Raw genomic sequence first — 23498 nt, 5'->3', positions numbered from 1 at the left:
CATTTGTGCTTCAATCTCGGTGTCAGAGAACCCCTGCCGTTACGGAAATGGTCCGATCAAAGGGCGCCCCTAGGCCATCTGTTGAGCACGGGCATAATAAATTATTAAAAGGTCGTGGCGACGCCGGACCCAACATGTAGACTACTATGGCTTTTGTTCCAATGACAAGGCGCTTTCTTCAAGTTTTTTTGCTTTTGGGGGCCGCTCAGGCATTGCCTTCCCTCGCTCAGCAAGCCCAGCCCGAGGAATACTCCCTAAACGCCGGTTATGGCTACCTGTTATTGGAGTACCAACTCTCCAACAGTACCGCGAAATTGGAGCTTGAACGTCTTGATCGCCGGCGGCGACGCCCCCGTTCGCCATTGGTGCTAAATAATTCGGACGTTCGTTTCGAATTAACGCCCTTGCCCGCCGGGGACTATCAAGTTCTCAATGTGTCGGTTCCGTATTTTGATTTGCCTTACCGAAAAGACGTGAGCGAGGATGACCGCTGGCGTTTTACGATCGAGGCGGGAACGGTGAATTATGGGGGCGCATTGTTAGTGGCCCCCGAGCGCTCCATGAACTATGTCGATATACAACTGAGAAACCGCTGGGCCGCCAGTGTGGATGCTATAGAATCGACGTTCGGCCATGTTCTTAAGGATTATCCTCTGACCGTGAATATGGCCTACCGGGATCCCTTTCCCGCGGTATTGGAGAGCCAGAATGCGCAGTAATGTTCGCCTGTCGGTAATTATCTCTTTGCTGTTGGCGGTGTCTGCCTTGGGAGCGAAACCCGGGTGGGCAGCCGGCGGGGCGGAGGCCTTTTTCCGGTTCCCGGATATGGTGGACGCTCGGCTCCGGCCGGACGGTGCCGGGGTAGCGGGAGTCAGGATGTCCGCCGGCTCCGCCGCGGTCGTTTACAGTGATCTGGAAAGAGATGAAGAGCGCCAGCTTTTTGACGTGACGGACTATGCCGGTGGTGAGTCGGCTATCGGGCCGGTGGTGTGGATTGACAATCAATACCTGGCCATTCAATTGCACGAATCTGTTGAAGGTATCGCCCAGTTGCTGGAGACCAAGGTCTCCAGTCGTTTGCTGATTGTGGATACACTGGAGAAGAGTGCCGATATCTACAGCGTTAGAACCCCGGGCGAGTTGGTCGATCCCTTGCCAGAAGAAGCAGGCACACTGCTTTACTCAAAAAGTGGAAGCGTTTCAAAGGTATACCGGCTAACGGTGAGCAAGCTGACCGTTGACCGCAAGCCTCTGGGGAAGCTTGACTTGGTTGACGGCGGCCAGTTTGTTTCTGATAACGAGCTGTTCTCCATCGAGGGTTATGTTCACGCTTGGCACTTGGGTCAGGATTCGAAGTCAAGCATGGCACTGCGTTTGAACCGGGAAGAGGAGGCGTTGCAGCTGGTGCATCTTCATGTTGAGGAGGGGACGCCAGAGGTGTTTGAGTCCTGGCCCCTGGATGATTCGGAGTCGGAACAAAAAGTTATTCCGGTCGCTCGGGCCGAGGGGGAGACCGAATTTTATGGCGTAGACGTGACGGACCAAGAGCGTCAGACCCTTTATAAAATTGACTACCGGGCGGATACCCAAGAGGAAGTGTATCGAACTCAGGCCTATCGAATACTGGATGTTTTGACGAGCCCGAACCACGAACTGATTGGGGTGAAAGTGGTGCGGGACGGGGCCGTTTCCTATGAATACGTGGGGCAGGAGGCCGACGCATCGCCGGGCGAGCAGTCCGAACAGTTGCGGGTGGTTATCGACCGGAGTACGCATAAGGGGCGAGCGCTAGTGTATCGGGAGCGTCACAATCTCCCGGGTCGGTTTATGTTGGTGGATGACAAAGGGGCCGTGCTGCAGCAAGTGGGTGAGGTAGCGCCCGTGCCCTCCGGCTTGGAGTCAGCGCGCCTGGAGCAGGCCACCGTGACCGTGGAAGGGCTGGAGATTCCTTATTTGCTCAATTTGCCGTCCTCCTTGCCCACTTCCGAAAAGTCCGTGCCCTTGGTTGTTTTACCTCATGGGGGGCCAGAGGGCTTGTACGATACTCCCTACTACGACCCCGTTGCGGCCTACTTCGTGGCCAATGGCATGGCGGCCTTGAGAGTGAACTATAGAGGCTCGGGGGGTATTTCTTCGGCCCACCAGCAAGCAGGGCAGGGGCAGTGGGGTCGGCTCATGCTGGAAGATATTCATCGGGCCGTTCTCGAAGTTAAAAAACGTCCTGATATCGATGGGCGGCGAGTATGTTTGGTGGGGGCCAGCTACGGGGCTTATGCAGCGCTCTCCCTGGCGATTCAACACGGAGGAGATTACCAGTGCGTGGCGGCAATATCCGGTGTTTATGACCTTAATTTGCTCGTGAACTCGACTGACCTGAACGATACTCAAAGAGAACAGTTGGTTGAGCTGATGGGGGTCTCTGCGCAGGAGACCGATGCTTTGATGCAGTTGTCTCCCCTTTATAATCTGCAGGACTGGTCGGTACCGTTATTTCTGGCCCATGGCGGGGAAGATCGAATCTCTGATATGGAACACTCCCATCGCGTGAATAAGCTTCTGGAGGCCCGTGGCTTCTCTCACGAGTGGTATTTCGATGCGCACGCCGGGCACTCATTTATCGACCCCGAACAACGCCGAGCGCTTTATTCCGATGTCTACCGCTTTGTGCACCGCCAGCTGGAGCGAGAAGCGGGCTCGTCGAACTAGCGGGTTCATCGAGTTCAGAGGTCGCTTTTTCCCACTGCTCGCTAGAATTCGCTCAGCCTGAAAGCCCGAGGGTTTATCGCTCCTGCCACAAAATCTTGCCACACTCGGTGGGCATTCGGGCCTGCGGGTGGTGGGGGATGAGGCGCAAGGTAAAATCCTCCCGTGGGCGGGTACGCTTTAGGCGGGTTTGGTAGCGGTAGGCGTGGGTCGCTTCGGCCAGAGTTTCCACGGGCTCTAGGGCGAGTTGCACGGGGGCTGCCTCGTCTCCGAGCGGCTCGGCTATCAGTTGGACTTGAATGTCCTCCGGCTCAAGGCCTCCCAGGTAAACCGTCACAGCCACTTGTTCTTCCTCGCGTTGGCTGTCTTGCCACTGGGGAGCGCCCAGGTGCAGCTCGTGCCAGTGGGTATTCAGCCGTTGGCGCCACTGGTGCAGGTCCTGAGCGACGCGCCCCTTTTCGGCGTTTCGGGCCGCGAGGGCCTCGGCGGCGGGTTGGTAGTAGTGCTCCAGGTATTCGTGCAGCATGCGGTTACAGCTGAAGGCGACGGTGAGGTGGGCCATGCTGTGGCGTATTTTCTCCAGCCACTGCAAGGGTAGGCCGTCATTGCTGCACTGGTAAAAGCTGGGGGCCACGGACTCTTCCAACAGTCGGTAGAGGCGTTCGGCTTCGGCCGCATCGTTTGTACTTTCGGGCTCCTCGTGGTTTCCCAGAGCCCAGCCTAGGTTTTCATCATAGGCTTCGGCCCACCAGCCATCCAGGCTGGAGAGGTTCAGGCCACCGTTGGCCAGTATCTTCATGCCGCTCGTGCCGCAAGCCTCCCAGGGGCGGCGCGGGGTGTTGAGCCAAATATCCACCCCCTGAACCAAGTGCTGGGCCAGCTCAATGTCATAGTCTTCGAGGAACACCATCCGGTGGCGTACTTCGGGGCGCTGGGCGAACTGGTACCAGGCCTGTAGGGCCTGCTTGCCCCATCGGTCCGCCGGGTGAGCCTTGCCTGCTACCACCAGCTGCATGGGGTGGTGGGGGTGGTTGAGCAACGCCGCCAGGCGCTCCGGGTCCTGCAGTAACAAGTTGGGACGCTTGTACTCGGCAAAGCGCCGGGCGAAACCCAGCGTCAGTAAGTTCGGGTCCAGAGGCTGGCCGGCAAATACCGCGCAGGTACCCGGGTCGGCTTCCTGGCGCCACTGGTGTTCCAGGCGCCGGCGCACATACCCCACCAGCTGCGCACGCCCTTCCCCCTTCATTCGCCACAGGCGCGCGTCGTCCAGGCGCTCGGCACGCTCGGCGCTTAGAGCGGAGACCTCTCCGCGCCAGCGGTCCGGGCCGAATAGGCGGTGCCATTCGGCGTCGGCCCGGGGGGAGTCCCAGGTGGGCACATGCACGCCGTTGGTCACGTGGCCCACCGGTACCTCCCAGCGGGGCCAGCGGGGGAAGAGCGGCTGAAATATTTCCCGGCTGACGGCGCCGTGCAGGGCGCTAACGCCGTTACTGAAGGCGCAGGTGTGCATGGCCAGGTGGGCCATGTTGAACCGTTCGTCCTCATCTTCAGGGTGGGCACGGCCCAGTGCCACGAGTTGTTCCATCGAAAGGCCCAATTGCAGCGCGAACTCGCCGATATAGCGGCGCAGCAAAGAGGCGGGGAAGCGATCGAATCCGGCTTCAACCGGGGTGTGGGTGGTGAATATATTGCCGGCGCGCGTAGCCCAGAGTGCCTCTTCAAAGGACGCTCCGGTGCGAGTCTGATAAAGACGAGCCCGCTCCAGGGTGGCGAAAGCGGCGTGGCCCTCGTTCAGGTGACAAACGTAGTCGCCCAGGCCCAGGGTGTCGATCAGACGCCAGCCACAAATGCCCAGGGCGATTTCCTGTACCAGCCGGGTTTCTCCATTGCCGCCGTAAAGTTGGCTGGTAATGCTTCGGTCCCTGGCCTGGTTGCGGGGGTCGTTGCTATCGAGCAGGTACAGGGTGACCCGGCCGATGGTGACCTGCCAGACCCGAAAGCGCACCCGGCGGCACAGGAATTCGGCGTCAATGTGCAGCCAGCTGCCGTCCTCGGCGCGGGCGCGCGTAAGGGGTAGGCCACCGGGGTCGTTATACAGGTAGGTTTCCTGTTGCCAGCCTTCGGTGTTCAGGCTTTGGTGAAAGTAGCCTTGCTGGTAGAGCAGCCCCACCGCGACCAGTGGCAGACCCAGGTCGCTGGCGGTTTTCAGGTAATCCCCGGCGAGCATGCCCAGGCCACCGGCATACAGTGGGAGCGCATCAGACAGACCGTATTCCATGCTGATGTAGGCGACCCCTTTCACGGGGCTGTCGGGGTAGTGGCGCTCGTACCAAGCGGTGTCGGTAAGGTAGGCTTGGCGCGCGCGGGTCAGTGTCTGGAGTGCATCGAGGAAGTCCGGGTCTTCGGCCAGGGCTTCAAACCGTTCGTCACTGGTCAATTGCAGTACTTCCACCGGGTTGCGGGTATGCTCCCACACCTCCGGGTTCAGTTGCTGCCAAAGTTGGTCGCCGTCGTGGTTCCAACTCCAGTACAGGTCCAGCGCGAGCTCTCGCAGAATGGCGAGGGCATCGGGTAGGGGACGATGAAACAGGCTCATGGGCTTATCCTTGTCGAGTGAAAAGTTTCTCTACTTCGACGATAACTAATATCGGACTGGTCGCCAGTATCAGCAGCCACCAGTGGCTGGCGCTCAGCGGCGCCACGTCAAATAGGGCCTGGCTCCAGGTTAAATAAGTAAAGCTCAGTTGCAGGCCCAGCACCAGTAATATTGATATTAGGGCGGGTTTAATGCCCTGCCAATAGCGTTTATGCCACACTGACTCGGCTAGGGTTCGACTGCTCAGCAGGTAAAAGACTTCAAACAGCACCAACGCGTTGACCGCGACGCTTCGGGCCAGCTCCGCTTGGCCGCTTTGAGCCAGCTCCCAGCGAAACAGGGCAAATATCGTGAGCGCACCAAGGCCGCCCACCAGCAGTATGCGGTAGAGCAGGGCGCCGGTAATCAGGCCCTGGGAGCGGGGTCTGGGCGGGCGCCGCATAATGTTTGCCTCGCTCTGCTCGAAGGCCATGGCCAGCGCCAGGCTCACCGCCGTGACCATGTTCACCCAGAGAATCTGCACCGGGGTAATGGGCAGCATCCAGCCGAACAGTAGAGCGACAATAATTACCGTGGCTTGCGCGAGGTTGGTGGGCAGAATAAAGGCAATGGCTTTAACAATGTTGTCGTAAACGGTCCGGCCTTCGGCCACCGCCCGGGAGATGGTGGCGAAGTTGTCATCGGTGAGCACGAAATCCGCCGCTTCCTTGGCCGCATCGGTTCCCTTTTGGCCCATGGCAATGCCGATATCGGCGCTGCGCAGGGCCGGCGCGTCATTCACGCCGTCTCCGGTCATGGCGACGGTATGGCCATTGGCTCTCAATGCTTCGATTAATTGCAGTTTGTTGGCCGGGCTGGTGCGGGCAAACAGGTCGACTGACTCCACCAACTGGGCTCGCTCGGTGGGGTTGAGCCTGTCCAGCTCCGCTCCGGTAACGGCCCGCTCGCTTTTCAGCCCCAGTTCCCGCCCGATGGCGGTGGCGGTCACCGGATTATCGCCGGTAATCATCAGAACGCGAATGCCGGCGCTGTGGCATTGGGCGATCGCTTCCACCGCTTCCGGCCGGGGCGGATCGCTAATGCCCACAAGCCCCACCATGGTTAGGCCCGACTCCACATGCTGGTGGTGAACCTCGTCTTGCTCGGGGGCCACCGGTTTGCGGGCCAAAGCCATTACGCGCATGCCCTCCCCGGCCAGGGCGTCCATTCGGGTTTGCCAGTAGTTTCGGTCCAGAGGTTCGGGGCCTTCCGGGCCCAGTTGCTTGTGGCAGAGCTCGAGCAACCGGTCTGGCGCGCCCTTGATGGCCAGCTCGCGCTCGCCGTTGGGGCGGTCGTGCAGAATGGCCATGTACCGTTTTTCGGTTTCAAACGGCAGGCTGTCTATCCGTGGGCAGTCGTTTCGGCACTGCTCGGCGTCCAGCCCTTGCTTAAGGGCCATGACCAGCAGCGCGCCTTCGGTGGGGTCGCCATGGAGGCACCACTGCTCTTGCTCCCGGGTCAGGTTGGCATCATTGCACAGTAAGGCGATGCGCGCGGCGCTGGCCACCAAGGGGGCCGTTTCGTGTTTGCTGTCCCGTTCGGGGGCCTCAGGGCCGGCGGGCCCCTCGGGTTCGATGTGGCCCTCGGGGGAGTAGCCTTCTCCACTGATTCGGAAATGGGCATTCGCGGTCACCAGTGCCCGGGCGGTCATGGCGTTGGCGGTCAGGGTGCCGGTTTTATCCGAGCAGATCACGTCTACCGAGCCGAGTACTTCCACCGCCGGGAGACGCCGCATCAGCGAACGCTTGCGCGCCATGCGCTCCACGCCCAGAGCCAGGGTAATGGTGACTACGGCGGGCAAACCTTCGGGAATGGCCGCCACGGCGATGCCGATGGCCCCTTGAAACAGCGCAGCCAGACTTTGGTCGTGCAGCAGCGCGCCGAGGGCGACGGTGAGCGCGGTGATCACCAGGATGACGAGGGTTAACTGACCGGCAAAGCGCTGCAACTGACGCTGCAGCGGGGTCGGGTTCAGGCTGACCCCTTGGACCATTTGGTTAATGGTGCCGATCTCGGTCCGGGCGCCGGTGTCAGTGATGACGCCCCGCGCACTGCCATAGCTGACAAGGGTCCCCATATAAGCCATGTTGAGGCGTTCGGCCAGAGGCGCGTCCGCGCTCACCGGCTCGGTGACCTTATCCACCGCCTGGGACTCGCCGGTGAGCAGGGCCTCATCGCAGCGCAGGCTTTTGCTCTCAAGCAGGCGAAGGTCCGCCGGCACCTTATCGCCCGCTTGAAGCAGCACCACATCCCCCGGGACCAGCTGTTCGCTATCGAGCGTGATGGTGGCCCCATCGCGCAGGACCAGACACTGACTTCGGCTCATGGAAAGAATGGCGCGTAGCGCCTGCTCGGCCTTTCCCTCCTGTACAAAACCGATGGTGGCGTTGATCAACACCACGGCAACAATCACCCCGGCATCCACCCAGTGGCGCAGAAGCAGGCTGATAAACCCACTGGCCAGCAACACATAAATGAACAGGTTGTGAAATTGCCGTAGCCAACGCTTCCAGGCCGGAACGGGAGGCTGGGTGGGCAGCGCGTTCCGGCCCCACCGGGCCAGTCGCTCTTGTGCGCTGCTCGCGCTTAGCCCCTCCGTGCGACTGTTTAGCGCGCTCAGCACTTCCTCGGTGGTCAGGGCATGAGCCGGTTCGCTCCGGTCGGTTTCGGTTGGGGCCGGAGCTGGAGACGCTGGGGAATCCGTTGCCGTCATGGGCGGTTACTCAACTTTGTGTAGGCGAGTCAGGTCACCCTGCTCGAAGCCATCGATGTTCTCGAGTGTGGTTTCGGAAATGGCGGTGAGCGCTTCCTGGGTAAAAAACGCCTGGTGCCCGGTGATCACCACATTGGGGAAAGTCAGCAAACGGGCGAAGACATCGTCCTGGAGTAACTGGCTGGAGTGGTCTTCAAAAAACAGGTCGCCTTCCTCTTCATAAACGTCGAGCCCCAGGTAGCCCACCTGCCGGGATTTCAGTCCGGTAATAACCGCCTTGGTATCGATCAACCCGCCGCGACCGGTGTTAATTAACATAACCCCGGGTTTCATTTTGGTCAGGGCCTCGGCGTTAATCAGATGGTAGTTATCTGTGGTTAGCGGGCAATGCAAGGAAATAATGTCGGCCCGCGGCCAGAGCTCCTCCAGGGCGATGTATTCCACCCCTTCGGTTTGCAGGGCTTCGTTGGGGTAGGGGTCATAAGCCACCACCCGGCAACCGAGGCTTAGCATAATGTGCGCAAAGACTCGGCCTATCTTTCCAACGCCGATAACACCCACGGTTTTACCGTAGAGGTCAAAACCGAGCAGGCCGTTGAGCGAATAGTCGTTTTCACGAACCCGGTAGTGCGAGCGATGCAACTGTCGGTTCAGTGTCAGTATCAAGGCCAGGGTATGCTCGGCGATGGCATGGGGTGAATACTCCGGTACCCGCGCCACGGTAATGTTCAGAGCCCGGGCGGTGTCCAGGTCCACCTGATTGAACCCGGCGCAACGCAGTGCGATCAGCTTAACGCCCTGTTCGGCCAGGGCGTTGAGCACCTCGGCATCCAACTGGTCGTTCACAAAACAGCAGACCGCGGTGCAGCCCTGGGCCAGCGGCACGCTGGAGGGTTTGAGCGCGATTTCGTGAAACACCAGCTCGTGGCGTTCCCGATTGGCTTGGGTTAAATATGTGTTGTCGTAGGGCTTACTACTGAAAACAGCGACTTTCATTTTGCTTCCGCCTGTGCAATGTGTTCACTGGCCCGAATGATGGAGTCCGGGTTGAGAGAAATGGAGTCAATACCGCATTCGACCAGAAATTCGGCGAAGTCGGGATGGTCCGAGGGGGCCTGGCCACAAATGCCCACCTTGCGCCCGTACTCGTGGGCCACCCGTATGACCTGGGAAACGAGGCGCTTGACCGCTTCGTCCCGGGCGTCGAACAGTGGGCGCAACGCTTGTGAGTCCCGGTCGATGCCGAGCACCAGCTGGGTTAGGTCATTACTGCCAATGGAGAAACCGTCGAACCGTTCGGCAAACTGTTCCGCCAGAATAACGTTCGAGGGAATCTCACACATGACGTAAACCTGCAGGCCGTTCTTGCCTCGTTTGAGGTCGGCCTCGGCCATGACTTCCAATACTTTGTCGGCCTCGGCCGGTGTGCGGCAAAACGGAATCATTGCAATGATGTTGTCAAAGCCCATGAGTTCGCGAGCGCGTTTCAATGCTTGGCATTCCAGCTGAAAGGCTTCGCGGTAGCCCTCATGGTAGTAGCGCGATGCGCCGCGCAAACCGAGCATGGGGTTGTCCTCCTCCAGCTCAAAGTCTTCACCTCCCAAAAGCCCCCGGTACTCATTGGACTTGAGGTCCGAGAAACGCACCACCGCCGGGTGTGGGTAACAGGAGGCGGCGATTTTCCCGATGCCGGTGGCCAGTTGGTCCACGAAAAACTCCGCCGGGTTCGGGTAGCGGTTGGAGAGCGCGTCCATGGCGTCCAGGGTTTTTTGCTGGGACACCCGCTCAGGGTGCAACAACGCCATGGGGTGCACGCCGATCTGGCTGGAAATGATGAATTCGATTCGGGCCAGGCCGATGCCTCGGGTGGGCAGCTGCCACCAGTAAAGCGCGCCGTCTGGCATGGCCACATTGATCATTAAATCAGTGCGGGTGGGGGCGACGTGGTCCACTCGAATTTGTTGCACATCGAAGGGGAGCTTGCCTTCGTAGACTTTGCCCTGGGCGCCTTTGGAGCAATCCAGAGTGACCTCGCTTCCCTCGGCCAGACATTCCGTGGCGTTGCCGGCCCCGACGATGGCCGGTACTTTCAGCTCCCGGCTGACAATGGCCGCGTGACTGGTGGCGCCCCCGCTGTTGGTAATGACCCCGGCGGCGCGGCGCATAATCGGCACCCAGTCCGGGTCGGTCCGGTCGGTGACCAAAATACCGCCTTCGGGAAACTGCTCGCTTTGGTCGTGCCGGTCGAGTTTGCACACGGTTCCAGCGGCAATGGCGCTGCCCACGCTCGCCCCTTCGACCAGTACCCGGCCTTTTTCTTTCAGGGTATAGCTGGAGAACACCGCCCGGTCTTTTTGTGACTCGATGGTTTCCGGGCGGGCCTGCACGATGTAGAGCTGGCCGGTCTCCCCGTCCCGGGCCCACTCGATATCCATGGCACGACGATAGTGCTGCTCAATTAACTGGGCCCAGCGCGCCAGGGTGAGAATATCCTCATCATTCAGAACCAAGCGGTTTCGTTCGGCCTCGGTGGTGGGTTCGACTCGGGTGCTTTTGCCGGTTCCGCTGTTCGGTTCGGCGTACAGCATTTTTTCCGCTTTACTGCCGCAGGTGCGCTCCACAATCGGTTGAAAGCCTTTTTCCAGCAGGGGTTTGTACACCATATACCGGTCCGGGTTAACGCTGCCTTTGACCACGGATTCGCCCAGCCCCCAGGCGCCGTTAATCAGTATCACATCGGGAAAGCCGCTTTCAGTATCCAGGGTAAACAACACACCGGCGCACCCCACGTCCGAGCGAACCATCTGTTGCACGCCGATGGACAGTGCCACTTGCTCATGAGCGAAGCCGTTTTGTTCCCGGTAGGCAATGGCGCGGTCGGTGTACAGCGAGGCCAGGCAAGCGCGGCTGGTTTCCAGTAACGCTTCCAGGCCCCGAACGTTGAGAAAACTTTCCTGCTGGCCAGCAAAGCTTGCTTCGGGCAAGTCTTCGGCGGTGGCGGAGCTGCGCACGGCCACCGGGCAATCCGTCTGGCTCAAGCGCTCACAGAGTTGTTCGTAGGCCGCTTCAATAGCGTTTCGTTGTTCGGAGGTGAACTCCCCTGCGAGGATTAGCTCGCGTATGGCGGCGCCGGTTTCCGCCAGGCTCTGTTGCTGCTGTTCGCGCGCGGCCAGTTGTTCGGCAATGGGCCCTGCCAGAGCGTTGGCTTCGATGAAGTCCCGATACACTTGAGCGGTGATGGCGAAGCCGGGTGGAACGGGGACACCGGCCGAATGAAGCGAGTGGGTCATTTCACCCAAACTGGCGTTCTTGCCTCCGACCTGGCCAATGTCGTCCATGGTGATATGCTCAAACCACAGAATGGAGTCTGACTGGGTCATAGTTCACCTGCTTACAAAGGGGGTTAGCGAAAGGGCCGTTGCCATAAGTCTAGCTGCTATAGGCAGTCTAGTCGTAATGGGTGAGGTGGAACTTGCGCTAGATCAGAAATTCGCTCGATGGTCGGTGCGCGCCGGCGTTAGGATTGACCGCTGAGCAAGACCGAGACCCCCAACAGATATAAGGCCATAATGACGACGCTTTCAACACCGATCCGGCCCAAGCCGTAACGTTCCCGGCGAATCAAACCCATCATCAGAACGCCCGCCATTAGCAACGTCAATGCCACCCAAAAATGAACCTGCTGGGGAATGGCGTGGTAGATGGAACCATCCCGGTAGGCAATATCCGCCGCCGCGGTGAACAGCGTGTCGAAGGCGTTGCCGCCGATAATGCCGCTTACGGCCATTGTCAGCGCCCCGCGGCGCACCGCCGCCACTGAGGTGACCAGTTCGGGAATGGAGGTGCTGATGGCGGTGAGTAACACCCCGACAAGCGTCTGGCTCATACCGGAGTGAGTGGCTATTCCCGCAGCTGCGGATTCCAGAGTCCAGCCGGTGAGGCCCAAGACCACCATCAGAACAAAGAACTCGCCCCACAAACGCGGTAAGGCGGGCATTTTGTCCGTGTCATCCGGAGTGTCTTCGCGGGTCTCGCGCGTTCGCCTGGGGTGCCACATGGGATTATCGGTAGCGCCTCGAACCAAATGAAGCCCGTAGAGGTAAAACCCGAGCAGCACCGGTGTGACGGGGTGAATACCCCAAAGAGAAACCGCTGGTAGAAAGGGAGATAAAAGAATGAGTGCCAGCAGACAAATCAGCAGGGCGTTCTGCATCATGTTGGGCGCCGAGGCGGCGGCGTGTTCCAGGTTGGCGCGGCGGTAGGCGATGTCGGCAATGGCGAGAAAAAAAGTTTGTACGGCAATACCGCCCAGCGCATTACTGACCGCTAGTTCGGCGTGGCCATTCCAGGCCGCGGTTACCGAAAGGACCGAGCCCCCCAAGGAGGTGGATGCCCCCAACAGTACGGCACCGGCCGCCGCCTCGCCGATACCGGTGCGATCAGCGAGCTGGTCCACCACGCCCGCGATGCGGGTACCGGCCAGGGCAATGGCGAGGGCACAGCCAGCGAATACCAGCACGCTCTCCAGCAATGTCCAGTTGTCTGGGTCCAGAGGTATCAACGGGGATCCTTATGCCAAAAAGTGACCGTTCAAACCATCACTTTTACATACGCAGGGGAATGGGGCAACCCAATTGGGAGGCGCCACCTTCACTTCCCGGTGATAGGCGGGTCGGTTAACGGACGGTTTTGGAACCGTTGCTTCAAGCGCTTTGCTTAATGGCAATTTTTGCGACGTGCTCGCCCTGGAAGCGGGCAATGATTAGCTCATTTTCCGACGGCTGGCGGCTGCCATCGGTGCCGGCCAGGGTACTGGCACCATAAGGCGTGCCACCGGTCACTTCATCCATATTCGTCAGCGCCGGAACCGAGTAGGGGACGCCCACAATAATCATGCCCTGGTGCAGCAGCGTGGTGTGAAATGAGGTGATGGTGGTTTCCTGCCCGCCGTGCTGGCTCCCGGTGGAGGTGAATACGCTACCCACTTTGCCAATCAGCTTACCCTTAGCCCAGAGACCGCCGGTTTGGTCCAGAAAGTTACGCATTTGGCCACACATATTGCCGAAGCGGGTGGGCGTGCCAAAGATTATGGCATCGTAGTCTTCAAGCTCTTCGGGCTTGGCGACAGGCGCGTCTTGATCGAGCTTCGCGCCGGCGTTTTTTGCGACATCTTCGGGCATGGTTTCGGGGACGCGTTTAAGGGTGACCTCCACGCCGTCCACGCCTTTAGCGCCTTCGGCAATGGCTTTGGCGAGCGTTTCGATGTGACCATACATGCTGTAATAGAGCACAAGTACTTTTGTCATCAGTGTCTCCTTTGGGAATAAAATGTTGAGGGCAGATTAACCGTTACGAGCATAGCAATGGTTTGGATCGCAAGCACGCGCGAGCGCTTAACCGCTTAACGTTAATTTACAGTCTTAGAAGGGGCACTGACCTTCTCAAGGTCACTTACGGGAGAGAGGTTACTTGTTGAGACGTGTTGTGAGGGCAGTGAACACCTGCCCCCTATTGGGGCAGGTGAACGCACCGGCCTACTTCCTATGCCAGAAGAGCAAGGCGGATAGCGCGCCCACTGCGACGGCAGCGCCCGCGGCAATGGTCACGGGGTTGGCCTTGGCGTAGTGTCTGGCGCGGCGATAGCGTTTGCGAGACTCGTGCGCTACGTCAGAGCCTTTCTCTTCAATCAGCTGCTTGGCGCGCTCCACGCGTGCATGAGTGTTGTTGGGTTCTGATATGAGGTTTCGAACTTGCATGAGTTTTCTCCTTACCGGTAACCGGTTGTGTGAATTCATGGAGCTCTCTTGTGGCCTTGTTACGCATTAGTGCGTTTTCGTTCGGTCGTGCGCTAAAGCGGCTGGCATTTAACACCGCTTTGCTCGTTGTCGGCCAATGGTTTGCAGTTAACAAAACGGCCGTTCCATCCGAGCCTGTATAAAGATATGGGGACTAGATTTGAATTTTAAACCGTTTCAAACGCAATGCATTACCCAGAACGAAGACGCTGGACAGTGCCATGGCTCCAGCTGCGAAAATGGGCGACAACAAAAGGCCAAACACGGGGTATAGCACACCGGCGGCCACGGGAATTAAGGCGGTGTTGTAGGCAAAGGCCCAGAACAGGTTTTGTTTAATATTGCGCATCGCCGCGTGGGAGACCGCAATAGCCTGCGCCGCGCCGGCCACATCCCCTTTGACCAATACAATGTCGGCGCTTTCAATGGCCACGTCGGTGCCGGTGCCCATGGCGATGCCGAGGTCCGCTTGAGCCAGAGCGGGCGCATCGTTAATTCCATCCCCCACAAAAACCACTTTTCGGTTTTGGGCCTGTAGCTCCTTCAGGGCGTTGACCTTGCCATCGGGCAAGACATCGGCCACAACTTCGTCAATGCCCAGTTCCCGCGCCACGGCGCGAGCGGTTTTCTCGTTGTCGCCGGTCATCATCACCACCTTTAGTCCTTCTTTGTGTAGGTAGCGAATAGCCTTGGGCGTGGAGTCCTTTATGGTGTCCGAGATGGCGAGCAAACCCGCGACCTGGTTGTCCACCAACAGGTAAAGAGGCGTTTTACCCGCTTGTGCGAGTGTTTCGGCCTCCTGCTCGAACGGGTTAACAACCTCGCGCTGATCCACAAGCCGCTTGGCGCCCATCGCCATGGGACGGCCGTCGACCGTGGCCTCAATGCCGTACCCGGTCAACGCATTGAAATCGCGGGCTTGCGGCAACGGCAGGGCTTCGGCCTTGGCCGCCGCGAGAATAGCCTCGGCAATCGGATGTTCGGAGCGCTGCTCCAGGGCCGCCGCCCAGATCAGCAGCTGTTGGCGTTCCACGCCCTCGGCGGGGATTAGGTCGGTGAGGGCGGGTTCCCCGCGAGTCAGGGTGCCGGTTTTGTCCAAGGCGATGGTGTCCATATCCCGCAGTGCCTGCAACGCCTCGCCGTGGCGAAACAGGACCCCCATTTCGGCGGCGCGACCGGTGGCCACCATAATAGAGGTGGGCGTGGCCAGCCCCATGGCGCAGGGGCAGGCGATGATTAGAACCGAGACTGCACTGACCAGTGCGAATGTCAGGGCCGGCTCGGGGCCGAACACCAGCCAGGCGGCCAGCGTCAACAAGGCGGCGGCCATGACCGAAGGCACAAACCAAAGGGTGACTTTGTTGACCAGTGCTTGAATCGGGAGTTTTGAGCCTTGGGCGTTTTCCACCATTTGGATGATTTGCGCCAGCATGGTGTCTTCGCCCACTTTGGTCACTTTGAACGAGAAGGTCCCGTTTTTGTTCAAGGTGCCCCCGACAACGGTATCGCCCTCGGTCTTCTCCTCCGGTAGGGCTTCGCCGGTTAGCATGGATTCGTCGATATAGGAATGGCCTTCGACAATATCTCCGTCCAGAGGGATTTTTTCGCCTGGACGGACAATCACCACCTCGCCGAGCTCTACCTCCTCCGGGGCAACCTCAACTTCTTCTTTGTGGCGTAGAACGGTGGCTTTCTTGGCTTGCAGGCCAACAAGGCGGGTGATGGCTTGGTTGGTGCGTCCCTTGGCCCTCGCCTCCAAAAGCCTGCCGAGCAGAATCAACGTAACGATCACGGCGGCCGCCTCGTAGTATACGTTCACCGCGTTGTCGGGGAGCACGCCGGGGAGAAAGGTGGCCACCACCGAGTAACCCCAGGCGGCGGTGGTCCCTAGCGCCACCAGTGAGTTCATGTCCGGGCCGAAGCGGAGCAGAGCGGGAACCCCAAGGCGGAAAAAGCGCAGCCCTGGCCCAAACAGCACCAGGGTGCTTAGGAGGAATTGAGCGCTCCAGAGTGTTTGCCGTCCCAGGGCCTCCATTAAATATTCATGGAGGCCCGGGATTACGTGGCTGCCCATTTCGAGAATAAATACCGGTAGCGTCAATGCCAGCGCCAGCCCGAACGACCGTTGCAGGCTCTGCTGCTCGCGTTCACGCTCCTGGCGTTGGGCGTCGTCGGTGTCTCGGCTGGAGCGCGCGGACTCCGCCCCGTAACCGCTCTTCTCCACCGCTTTGACCAGGGTGTCGAGGGTAACGGCCTCTTTGGTGGTGGACACTTGCGCGCCTTCGGTGGCGAGGTTCACGCTGGCATCGGCTACTCCGGGCACCTCCCGGAGCGCTTTTTCCACCCGGGCGGCGCAGGAGCCACAGTTCATGCCGGTGATATGCAGGTTGAAATGGTTGGCGGCGGTCATCGTTTGGGCTTCTCCTCCAAGAGTTTGAGCAGAGCATAGACCTTCCAGCCACTGGAAAGTCAAGCTTCGGCGTCCTTGCCTTATCCAACTCTATGGGCTCGAGCCCATGCCCTCAGCGGTTACAGCCGGCCTGCCTGCATTTCGCGGTCGGCGTAGTCCACCGCCCGTGCGGTGAGCGCCATATAGGTGATGCTCGGGTTTTGGGTGCCGGAACTGGTCATGCAGGCGCCGTCGGTGACAAACACGTTGGGCACGTCGTGCATCTGGTTCCATTGGTTGAGCACGCTGGTTTCCGGGTCCCGGCCCATGCGCGCGGTGCCCATTTCGTGAATACAGGCCCCGGGGGCGGTGGCGCTGTTGTACCAGGAGATGTCGGTACAGCCGGCTGCCTCCAACATTTGCACGGCACTTTTTACCCCGTCCTCGCGCAACTTGACCTCGTTTTCCCGAAGCTTGGCGTCAAAGGTAATTAAGGGCATGCCCCACTGATCGGTTTGGCTGAAATCCAGATACATGCGGTTATCGTGGTAGGGCAGCATTTCGCCGAAGCAGGTCATCCGTATTTGGTAGGCGCCCGGCTTGAAAATCGCTTGTTTCAGTGATGCACCGACTTCGCCCACTGGGATGTTTTCCACCCGTTTGGCATCGCCTTGGTAGCTGAAGCCGCGACGGTACTCGGTTCTTTGGCTGGCCTCGTCAATATTGGTAAAGCGCGGGATGTAGAACCCCACCGGTTTGCGACCGGAATAGTAAGTGTCTTTTAAATCGGGTAGAAAGCCCGCGGCGCCCATACCGTAGTGGTGGTCCATCATGTTGTGGCCAAGCTCGCCACTGCGGTTGCCCAGGCCGTTGGGGAAGTGATCGGACCGGCTGTTGAGCAAAATAGCCGTGGTACCCACGGTGCTGGCGTTACAGAAAATAATCCGAGCGGAAATTTGCTCTTCTTTTTCGGTATTGGCGTCAATGATGCGCACGCCGCTGGCGCGGCCGGTCTCGGCGTCGTAAACAATTTCCTTAACGATGCTGTAAGGCCGCAGCGTCAAGTTGCCGGTGGCCTCGGCCACCGGGAGGGTGGCGGACTGGCTGGAAAAGTAGGCGCCGAAAGGACAGCCGCGCCAGCAGCGGTCCCGGGCCTGGCACTGGCCGCGCGCGCCCTTGTGAATTTCGGGGTCGTATTCGCTCAGGTTGGCCACTCGCCCCGGGGTCACGACTCGCCCGGGGTATTTTTCGGCAACGGTTTCGCGCAAATGTTGTTCCGCACAGTTCAGGGGGAACGGCTTTAGGAAGCGGCCGTCCGGTACCTGTTTCAGCCCCTCGGCTTGGCCGGCAATCCCCACAAAGGTCTCGACCTTGTCATACCAGGGTTCGACGTCGCGGTAGCGAATGGGCCAGTCGATGGCAATGCCTTCTTTTTTGTTGGCTTCAAAATCCAGGTCACTCCAGCGGTAGCAGTGACGCCCCCACATGATGGACCGGCCACCGACGTGGTGGCCCCGAATCCAGTCGAAACGCTCGTCCTCCCGGTAGGGGTATTCGTCGTCTTTGTTGATCCAGTGTTTGTTGGCCTGGGTGACCCACCAGCCCAGCCGGCTTTGTTTCGGGTAGTGTTTCTCAAGCTCCGCCCGGGGTACCTGGTCCCGGTGAGGCAGGTCCCACACGTCATCGTGGGCGGTGGGGTATTCGCCGTGGCGAACGTCGCGCCCGCGCTCAAGGATGAGGGTCTTGTACCCTTTTTGGCAAAGCTCCATGGCGGCGTAGCCGCCGCTGATACCGGAGCCGATGACGATAGCATCAAAATCATTACTCATAATCAAATCGCCCAGGCGGTGTTATTGACATCATCGACGGAAATACAGGGTTGGTAATCGCCGGGAATGGGGAGGTAGTTCAGGTACTCCTCCGCGATGGTTTCGCTGGTGAGGTAAAGAATAATCACCTGTTGCTTGAGCATGACCAATGCCTCCCGGGCGCTGGCCTGGGTGGCGTTTTCCGTGGTTTCCAGCTCTTTCAGGAGGGTCTCACGCTTCTTGGCGTTTAGCCCCGCGAACTGTTCTCGCTCGAGAAACGTCTGAAGGTCGCCCCACACCCGACGAAACGAGTCGACGTAGTCGGTGCTCAGGACCAGCCCGAGCAGGGTATCCAGCGTTTCTGGAACACCCACGTCGCTGGCCGACGGGCTGTCGGTCGCGGGCAGCAGGGTGTCCGCCACAAGGCTCGCCTGCTGGTAGGCCTGGGGGGAGAAGAAAAGGTACTCACGTTGGCTGCTCGCGCCGGCGGGTGATTCTGGGTTGGGGGGGGAACAACCGGTGAGTACCGCGGTGGCTAGCGGGGCGGCGATGGCCGTGCCGCTGAGCCAGGCAGCGGTTTTCAGAAGTTCGCGTCTGTTCATGGTAAAACCCGTGGTTGGGTGGTGTTGATGTGACAACGTTTGTCTGGCTATGACGAAAACGCAGTCGCACGGCGGTTGTTATGACTATTATTTATTTAGCCACTTAATACTGAACCCACTTGTTTGCCCGATGGGGGTACCCGCTGGGATGGCGTGGGAAGTATTAAGTGTTGCTCTCTCTAAATGTAAGCAAACTCCGGGGCGTGTGCAAGTGCCTTGCTTCAGATGTTTTTCGCGCCCCGCTTATCTCAAGTTCCGACGGAGTCCTCATAGAGCGGCGTAAGTGCTTGCCAGCTAAGGCGGGGCTTGCGAAGATAGAGTCAGATAGACGGAACTGGAAATCCAATGTGCCGTCTTAACGGTGCGCGAAGCAATTAGAGGAAAGCTGTGTCCCATCTCCAGGAGAGTGAGCAACTCAGGCGGTTGCAGGCCATTATCGAAGGTACCCGTGCCGGCACCTGGGAGTGGAATGCGCACACCGGAGAGCAGCTTATCAACGAGCGCTGGGCGGAAATGCTCGGCTACAGCGCTCGGGAACTTGAGCCGATTAGCATCGCGCTCTGGCACCGGCTGTGCCATCCCGATGACCTCGCCCGTTCCAACGAGGTGTTTCAGAAGCACTTCGAGGGGGAGCTTCCCTATTATGAGTGCGTGGTGCGCTTGCGCCACAAAGCGGGCCACTGGGTCTGGGTTCACGACCGAGGCCGCCTAATCAGCCGAACCGCCGAGGGCGCCCCGGAGTGGGTAGTGGGGACCCACATCGATATCAGCGAGCAGCACATCAATGCTCAACTGCTGAGTAAGTTGGCTCAAACCGTTCCCGGCGTGATTTATTCGTTTCGAATGTACGCGGACGGCCATATTGAGGTCCCCTACATTAGCGAGGGGGCGCGCCAGTTCTATGGGCATGAGCCCGAAAGCATCCGCCGGGATCCGAATCGGGTGTTTGAACGGGTCCACCCCGACGACCTGCAAATGCTGCACTCCTCCATCCTCGAATCCTTTGAAACCCAGAACCAATGGGCCTGCGAGTACCGCGTGTTGGTGGATGGGGAAGAGGTTTGGCTGGAGAGCCTGGCTACCCCTGAGCGTGACTGGGAGGGGCAAGAGGTGGTGACCTGGTACGGTGTTGTGGTGGACATTACCCACCGCAAGCGACTCGAGGAACGGTTGCTGGAACTGTCGGTGACCGATGAGCTAACCGGCTTGTACAATCGGCGGTTTTTAGTGCAGCGGCTCTCGGAGCTGTTGGAGGATTATCGCCGTCACGGAGTGATATTCTCACTGATACAGATTGACCTGGACTGGTTTAAGTCGGTCAACGACACTCACGGCCACCTAATGGGGGATGAAGTGCTAAAAGCCTTTGCCGCCACCTTGAAAAACCGCTTGCGCCACAGTGACATTGCGGGCCGCTCCGGCGGGGAGGAATTTTTGATTCTTTTGCCCCACACTCGAGGCCCGGAGGCCCGCGATGTTATCGAGAGTATTCGCTCGGCCTTTGCCACCACCGAGTTTTTCGGAGATGGTTTGGAAGTATTTAAAACCAGCTTTAGTGCGGGTGTAACGGAAGTGTTTGACAGCGATGGCCGCTTTGACCAGCTTCTGTCCCGGGCGGACGCCGCTTTATACAAAGCCAAGGAGTGGGGCAGAAACCGCGTTCACTTGGTGATGGAGAATGAGGCTTCCAACGATGCGGCGGGAGTTATCTGACCGTGGGTGCCCTGCTATTTAAACTCAATCATGTGCCGGAAGATGAAGCCGAGGAAGTTCGGCGCTTATTTGAAGAACACGATTTTCCCATCTACGAGACCCACGCGGGTTTTTGGGGGCTGGGTGTCTCCGCCCTGTGGCTGAGTGACCCCGAGCAACTCCCCGAGGCCAAGGCGCTGCTTGAAGACTACCAGCGCGAGCGCCAGGCTCGCCAGAGAGCGCTTAAAGCCGAGCGGGAGGCCGCCGGAGAGCAGCCCACGTTTCTCCAACGTGCGTTGCAGGCTCCGGTGCGTTTTATCGCCATGCTTTTGGCCATCGGCGTGATTCTGGCGCTCACGATTCTGCCATTTGTGGGGCTCATCGGCACGGTGTGAACCATCGGCGCTGAGGGGCGCGCTACATATTGACCCAACTGTTCAGCGCCCGCAATTTAAACTGATGCCCCTGATAGCGCAGAATCGCACCATCCTCCTCAATGCGCTCCAGCTTCAAGTCCGAGGCCACCTGTTGGCCCGCGCGCAACTCCTTACCGTTGATCACGACCCGGCTCGCAGCGCCCTCGCGGTAATCATGCCGTTGGTAGTTGAGCGACGGCATTGTCTGCTGGAGATTCCAGGGTAGGTCCCGAACACTGGGTACGGCCGGCGTCGGTTCGGGCGCGGGTTCCGGCTTCGGCGCGGCGGTTTTGGACGGGGCGGCCTGGGCTGGTTGTGTCTCCCGCGCTGTTTGCGGTGCTGATTCCGCTTGCGACAACCGCACGGCCGCGGGTTTGGGCCGCTCCGCCAGCTGTTGGGTATGGCCTTCGGCTCCCTCAATGGCCGACGCCTTTGAGGCATCCACGGTAGGGGTGGGCCTTCCACCGCTTTGTGCCGTGCGATACAGCTGGCTCACCGAGGTCTCGTCTACCTGGGGTGAGTGATACAGCTCGGCAATGTCTTGTGGCTTGGCTGGGGCGGCTTTGGCCCGCGGCTCCGAGGCGGGTTTTGGGGCCGGCTCAGGGGTAGGGGCCTGTTCCTGCGGCTGTACCGCCCGGGCGGAGGGATGGCCCGTCGGGGCGGGAGCGGGCGGCCGAGGCAGAGCGACAAATAGCAGGACCGCAACAAGCGCCAGCGCCAGTCCCGCGCCCGCCAGCCACCACGCCCATCTCGGGGTCGGCGCTTGGCGCGGCGGGGGCGTGGTGGGTGTGCTCAGCGAAGGCGGGGTCTGTTCTTGCTTTCGCCGCTCGCGATCGGCGCGCTGCAGCGCATCCAGAATCATCGACATGTCAGCGCTCCTCCGGTACTGGCTTCAGTCCCGGGTCCAGCTCCAGGGCTCGAGAGAGCCGGAGTAGGGTGTTCTCCCCAAACAGGCCGTCGGCGGTCAAATCGTACTGGCGCTGGAACAGCTCTACCCGTTTGCGCAGCGCCGTGTTGTAGCGGTTGCCCGTCAGGGGCGTACTCTCACCGTCCAGTTCGGCGAAACGTTCCGCCAGCCAGCGAACCGCTGAGTTCTGCTCCCCGGGGGCCAGGCTGCCGTCAAAATCGGCGGGTGCAAACCAGAAATAGTGGGCTTCGCCACTCCACATCGAGGCCAACTCCGCCCATTGGACGACCTGTTCGGTGCCGTCCACCCAGGTCAGGGCCCGGGTATCCCCCAGGCCCAGCAGCGGTACATAGGCCAACTTGCGTTCGGGGGTCACCAGTGTCAGTACGGCCGGGCGGTCCAACGTCTTAAGAGCGTTCCAAGTGTCGAGCTGGGCCTGGGCACAGTGGTGGCCGGTCTCGTCTTCCTCCGTGCAGGGGGAGCCGGAGGGGGGGACTTGTAAGTCAAAGACCTCGGCAAGCTGCCTCTGGGCCTGGGGCAGGCGCAGCGGCCAGTTGTGGTCCAGCAAAGCCGGCGTTTTGGGTTTGGGGGCCGCTTCGGGCTCCACCACTTCGGGTTCCGTGGTGGCGGGTTCGATGGCCGGCGTGTCGAGCTCCTCGGCGAGTTCAGGAGCTGCGAGGGCTTCCGTCACCACCGGCTGCCGGGGGAGCGGCTCAGTGGGTGCGGCGAACAGCCACCCCAACGCGAGGCCGGTGGCGAGCAGCGCAACGCCGCCCCCCGCGAGCCACCAGGGCCTAGCGGCCTTGGAACGCAGGAGTGGTGTCGAGTTGCGGCTGGCAGAGGCCGGTTGGGAGGGCGGTGGTGCAGACGCCCGTGCGCTGCTGGCCGATGGCTCTGCCCGTTCTCCGGTAATTTCACGGCGGGCCTGTTCAAACAGGGTGTGATCGATATCCGTGCGGTTTTGCCCGTAGGCGCCGAGTAGCATGCGTTCGCACAGAATGTTGATCAGCCGGGGTATCCCGCCGCTGAAGCGATGAACCTCGCGCTCAATCTCTTCGGGAATCAGCTGTTTCCCCTCCGGCAGGCCCGCGACCTGAAGGCGGTGCCGGATGTAGGCGGCGGTCTCTTCCTGAGTCAGGGGCCGCAGGTGGAAGCGGGCGGTAATACGCTGCGCCAACTGGCGCAGGGAGGGCTGGTCCAGCAGGTCACACAGTTCGGGTTGACCCACCAGGATGATGTTGAGCAGCTTTTCCGTATGGGTTTCGAGGTTGGTCAGCAGCCGTATCTGTTCAAGGGCTTCGGCGCTCAGGGACTGGGCCTCGTCGATCAGCAGGACGGTTTTACGCCCTTCCATGTGGTTATCCAGCAGTTGATTGTACAGGGCGTCGGTGAGGGTTTTCACCGTGTGCTGGTCATCAATGTACCTCGCCCCGAGCTCGTCACAGATGGTGGAAAGCATCTCGGGGACCGACGCCATGGGGTTGAGCACCAGGGCGATGTCGGTATTTTCCGGGAGTTGTTCCAGCAAGCAGCGGATGATGGTGGTTTTGCCGGTGCCGACCTCCCCGGTCAGTTGCACGAAGCCACCGCCCTGCAGGCCGAATAGCAGGTGCGCGAGGGCTTCCCGATGCTGCTCGCTCATATAGAGGTAGCGCGGGTTGACGGCGATGGCGAATGCCGATTCCGTGAGTCCGAAAAACTGGTGATACATGGTGATGGGCGCGTTTATCCTTGAGTTATTTGCCAGCCTGCCAGGATAGCGGCAAATCCTAGCGACGGGAAGAGTAGTTTTCTGTGCCTTGGCCCACAGATTTGGAACTCCGTGGTTTGAAATGCCA

Annotated in this window: 16 protein-coding genes; 4 read left to right on the top strand and 12 right to left on the bottom strand. The window is 60.0% G+C overall.

The window, feature by feature from the left end; all coding sequences use genetic code 11:
- Positions 1–146: 146 nt before the first annotated feature.
- Both AAE514_RS07985 and AAE514_RS07980 read left to right on the top strand, forming a co-directional pair.
- Positions 147–719 carry a hypothetical protein gene (locus tag AAE514_RS07985; protein WP_347331007.1) on the top strand — a complete coding sequence of 191 codons (573 nt, stop codon included), beginning with the start codon at positions 147–149 and terminating at the stop codon, positions 717–719.
- Complete coding sequence (locus AAE514_RS07980; RefSeq protein WP_347331006.1) at positions 709–2706, top strand: alpha/beta hydrolase family protein; 1998 nt, start codon at positions 709–711, stop codon at positions 2704–2706. Before AAE514_RS07985 ends, AAE514_RS07980 begins: the two co-directional genes overlap by 11 nt.
- Before the next feature lie 73 nt (positions 2707–2779).
- On the opposite strand, the gene glgP is transcribed toward AAE514_RS07980, so the two are convergent.
- From glgP to AAE514_RS07930, 10 genes are all read right to left on the bottom strand, one after another.
- Positions 2780–5299, bottom strand: coding sequence for an alpha-glucan family phosphorylase (gene glgP / locus AAE514_RS07975; protein ID WP_347331005.1), 2520 nt, complete (start codon positions 5297–5299; stop codon positions 2780–2782).
- Positions 5300–5303: 4 nt separating this feature from the next.
- The gene (locus AAE514_RS07970) at positions 5304–8051 is read right to left on the bottom strand and encodes a cation-translocating P-type ATPase (protein ID WP_347331004.1); all 2748 of its coding nucleotides are present in this window, start codon (positions 8049–8051) and stop codon (positions 5304–5306) included.
- 6 nt (positions 8052–8057) lie between these two features.
- Positions 8058–9047 (bottom strand): 2-hydroxyacid dehydrogenase, encoded by a 990-nt coding sequence (locus tag AAE514_RS07965; RefSeq protein WP_347331003.1) that lies wholly within the window; start codon positions 9045–9047, stop codon positions 8058–8060.
- Entirely contained in the window at positions 9044–11431 is a 2388-nt protein-coding gene (gene ppsA / locus AAE514_RS07960; RefSeq protein ID WP_347331002.1) for a phosphoenolpyruvate synthase, read from the bottom strand. The genes AAE514_RS07965 and ppsA overlap by 4 nt, the downstream gene beginning before the upstream one ends.
- A gap of 137 nt (positions 11432–11568) precedes the next feature.
- Positions 11569–12612 (bottom strand): sodium:calcium antiporter, encoded by a 1044-nt coding sequence (locus tag AAE514_RS07955; RefSeq protein ID WP_347331001.1) that lies wholly within the window; start codon positions 12610–12612, stop codon positions 11569–11571.
- A gap of 142 nt (positions 12613–12754) precedes the next feature.
- Positions 12755–13357 (bottom strand): NAD(P)H:quinone oxidoreductase, encoded by a 603-nt coding sequence (gene wrbA, locus AAE514_RS07950; protein WP_347331000.1) that lies wholly within the window; start codon positions 13355–13357, stop codon positions 12755–12757.
- Between the two features lie 228 nt (positions 13358–13585).
- On the bottom strand, positions 13586–13807 hold the full coding sequence (locus AAE514_RS07945) for a hypothetical protein (RefSeq protein WP_347330999.1): 222 nt from the start codon (positions 13805–13807) through the stop codon (positions 13586–13588).
- Positions 13808–14000: 193 nt separating this feature from the next.
- The gene (locus AAE514_RS07940; protein WP_347330998.1) at positions 14001–16256 is read right to left on the bottom strand and encodes a heavy metal translocating P-type ATPase; all 2256 of its coding nucleotides are present in this window, start codon (positions 16254–16256) and stop codon (positions 14001–14003) included.
- A 119-nt stretch (positions 16257–16375) separates the two neighbouring features.
- The gene (locus AAE514_RS07935; RefSeq protein WP_347330997.1) at positions 16376–18064 is read right to left on the bottom strand and encodes a GMC oxidoreductase; all 1689 of its coding nucleotides are present in this window, start codon (positions 18062–18064) and stop codon (positions 16376–16378) included.
- Between the two features lie 2 nt (positions 18065–18066).
- Complete coding sequence (locus tag AAE514_RS07930; protein WP_347330996.1) at positions 18067–18645, bottom strand: gluconate 2-dehydrogenase subunit 3 family protein; 579 nt, start codon at positions 18643–18645, stop codon at positions 18067–18069.
- 387 nt (positions 18646–19032) lie between these two features.
- Here AAE514_RS07930 and AAE514_RS07925 point away from each other — a divergent pair, with 387 nt between their 5' ends.
- Positions 19033–20358: a sensor domain-containing diguanylate cyclase gene (locus AAE514_RS07925; RefSeq protein ID WP_347330995.1), complete on the top strand. Its 1326-nt coding sequence runs from the start codon at positions 19033–19035 to the stop codon at positions 20356–20358.
- Between the two features lie 2 nt (positions 20359–20360).
- Positions 20361–20732 carry a DUF6164 family protein gene (locus tag AAE514_RS07920; protein WP_347330994.1) on the top strand — a complete coding sequence of 124 codons (372 nt, stop codon included), beginning with the start codon at positions 20361–20363 and terminating at the stop codon, positions 20730–20732.
- A 22-nt stretch (positions 20733–20754) separates the two neighbouring features.
- Here the strand turns inward: AAE514_RS07920 and AAE514_RS07915 are convergent, their stop codons facing one another.
- Together AAE514_RS07915 and AAE514_RS07910 are read right to left on the bottom strand one after the other, a co-directional pair.
- Complete coding sequence (locus AAE514_RS07915; protein WP_347330993.1) at positions 20755–21621, bottom strand: general secretion pathway protein GspB; 867 nt, start codon at positions 21619–21621, stop codon at positions 20755–20757.
- Between the two features lies 1 nt (position 21622).
- Positions 21623–23371 (bottom strand): AAA family ATPase, encoded by a 1749-nt coding sequence (locus tag AAE514_RS07910; protein WP_347330992.1) that lies wholly within the window; start codon positions 23369–23371, stop codon positions 21623–21625.
- Between the last annotated feature and the right edge of the window lie 127 nt (positions 23372–23498).

The sequence above is a fragment of the Marinimicrobium locisalis genome (assembly GCF_039822625.1).
In the GTDB taxonomy this organism is placed as follows: domain Bacteria; phylum Pseudomonadota; class Gammaproteobacteria; order Pseudomonadales; family Cellvibrionaceae; genus Marinimicrobium; species Marinimicrobium locisalis.
This window is presented reverse-complemented; position numbering and strand designations above follow the sequence as displayed.

Coding starts and splice junctions, on each gene's coding strand:
- glgP (WP_347331005.1), bottom strand. CDS start 5,299: ATGAGCCTGTTTCATCGTCCCCTACCCGATGCCCTCGCCATTCTGCGA.
- AAE514_RS07945 (WP_347330999.1), bottom strand. CDS start 13,807: ATGCAAGTTCGAAACCTCATATCAGAACCCAACAACACTCATGCACGC.
- wrbA (WP_347331000.1), bottom strand. CDS start 13,357: ATGACAAAAGTACTTGTGCTCTATTACAGCATGTATGGTCACATCGAA.
- AAE514_RS07930 (WP_347330996.1), bottom strand. CDS start 18,645: ATGAACAGACGCGAACTTCTGAAAACCGCTGCCTGGCTCAGCGGCACG.
- AAE514_RS07915 (WP_347330993.1), bottom strand. CDS start 21,621: ATGTCGATGATTCTGGATGCGCTGCAGCGCGCCGATCGCGAGCGGCGA.
- AAE514_RS07910 (WP_347330992.1), bottom strand. CDS start 23,371: ATGTATCACCAGTTTTTCGGACTCACGGAATCGGCATTCGCCATCGCC.
- AAE514_RS07980 (WP_347331006.1), top strand. CDS start 709: ATGCGCAGTAATGTTCGCCTGTCGGTAATTATCTCTTTGCTGTTGGCG.
- AAE514_RS07965 (WP_347331003.1), bottom strand. CDS start 9,047: ATGAAAGTCGCTGTTTTCAGTAGTAAGCCCTACGACAACACATATTTA.
- AAE514_RS07985 (WP_347331007.1), top strand. CDS start 147: ATGGCTTTTGTTCCAATGACAAGGCGCTTTCTTCAAGTTTTTTTGCTT.
- ppsA (WP_347331002.1), bottom strand. CDS start 11,431: ATGACCCAGTCAGACTCCATTCTGTGGTTTGAGCATATCACCATGGAC.
- AAE514_RS07940 (WP_347330998.1), bottom strand. CDS start 16,256: ATGACCGCCGCCAACCATTTCAACCTGCATATCACCGGCATGAACTGT.
- AAE514_RS07935 (WP_347330997.1), bottom strand. CDS start 18,064: ATGAGTAATGATTTTGATGCTATCGTCATCGGCTCCGGTATCAGCGGC.
- AAE514_RS07970 (WP_347331004.1), bottom strand. CDS start 8,051: ATGACGGCAACGGATTCCCCAGCGTCTCCAGCTCCGGCCCCAACCGAA.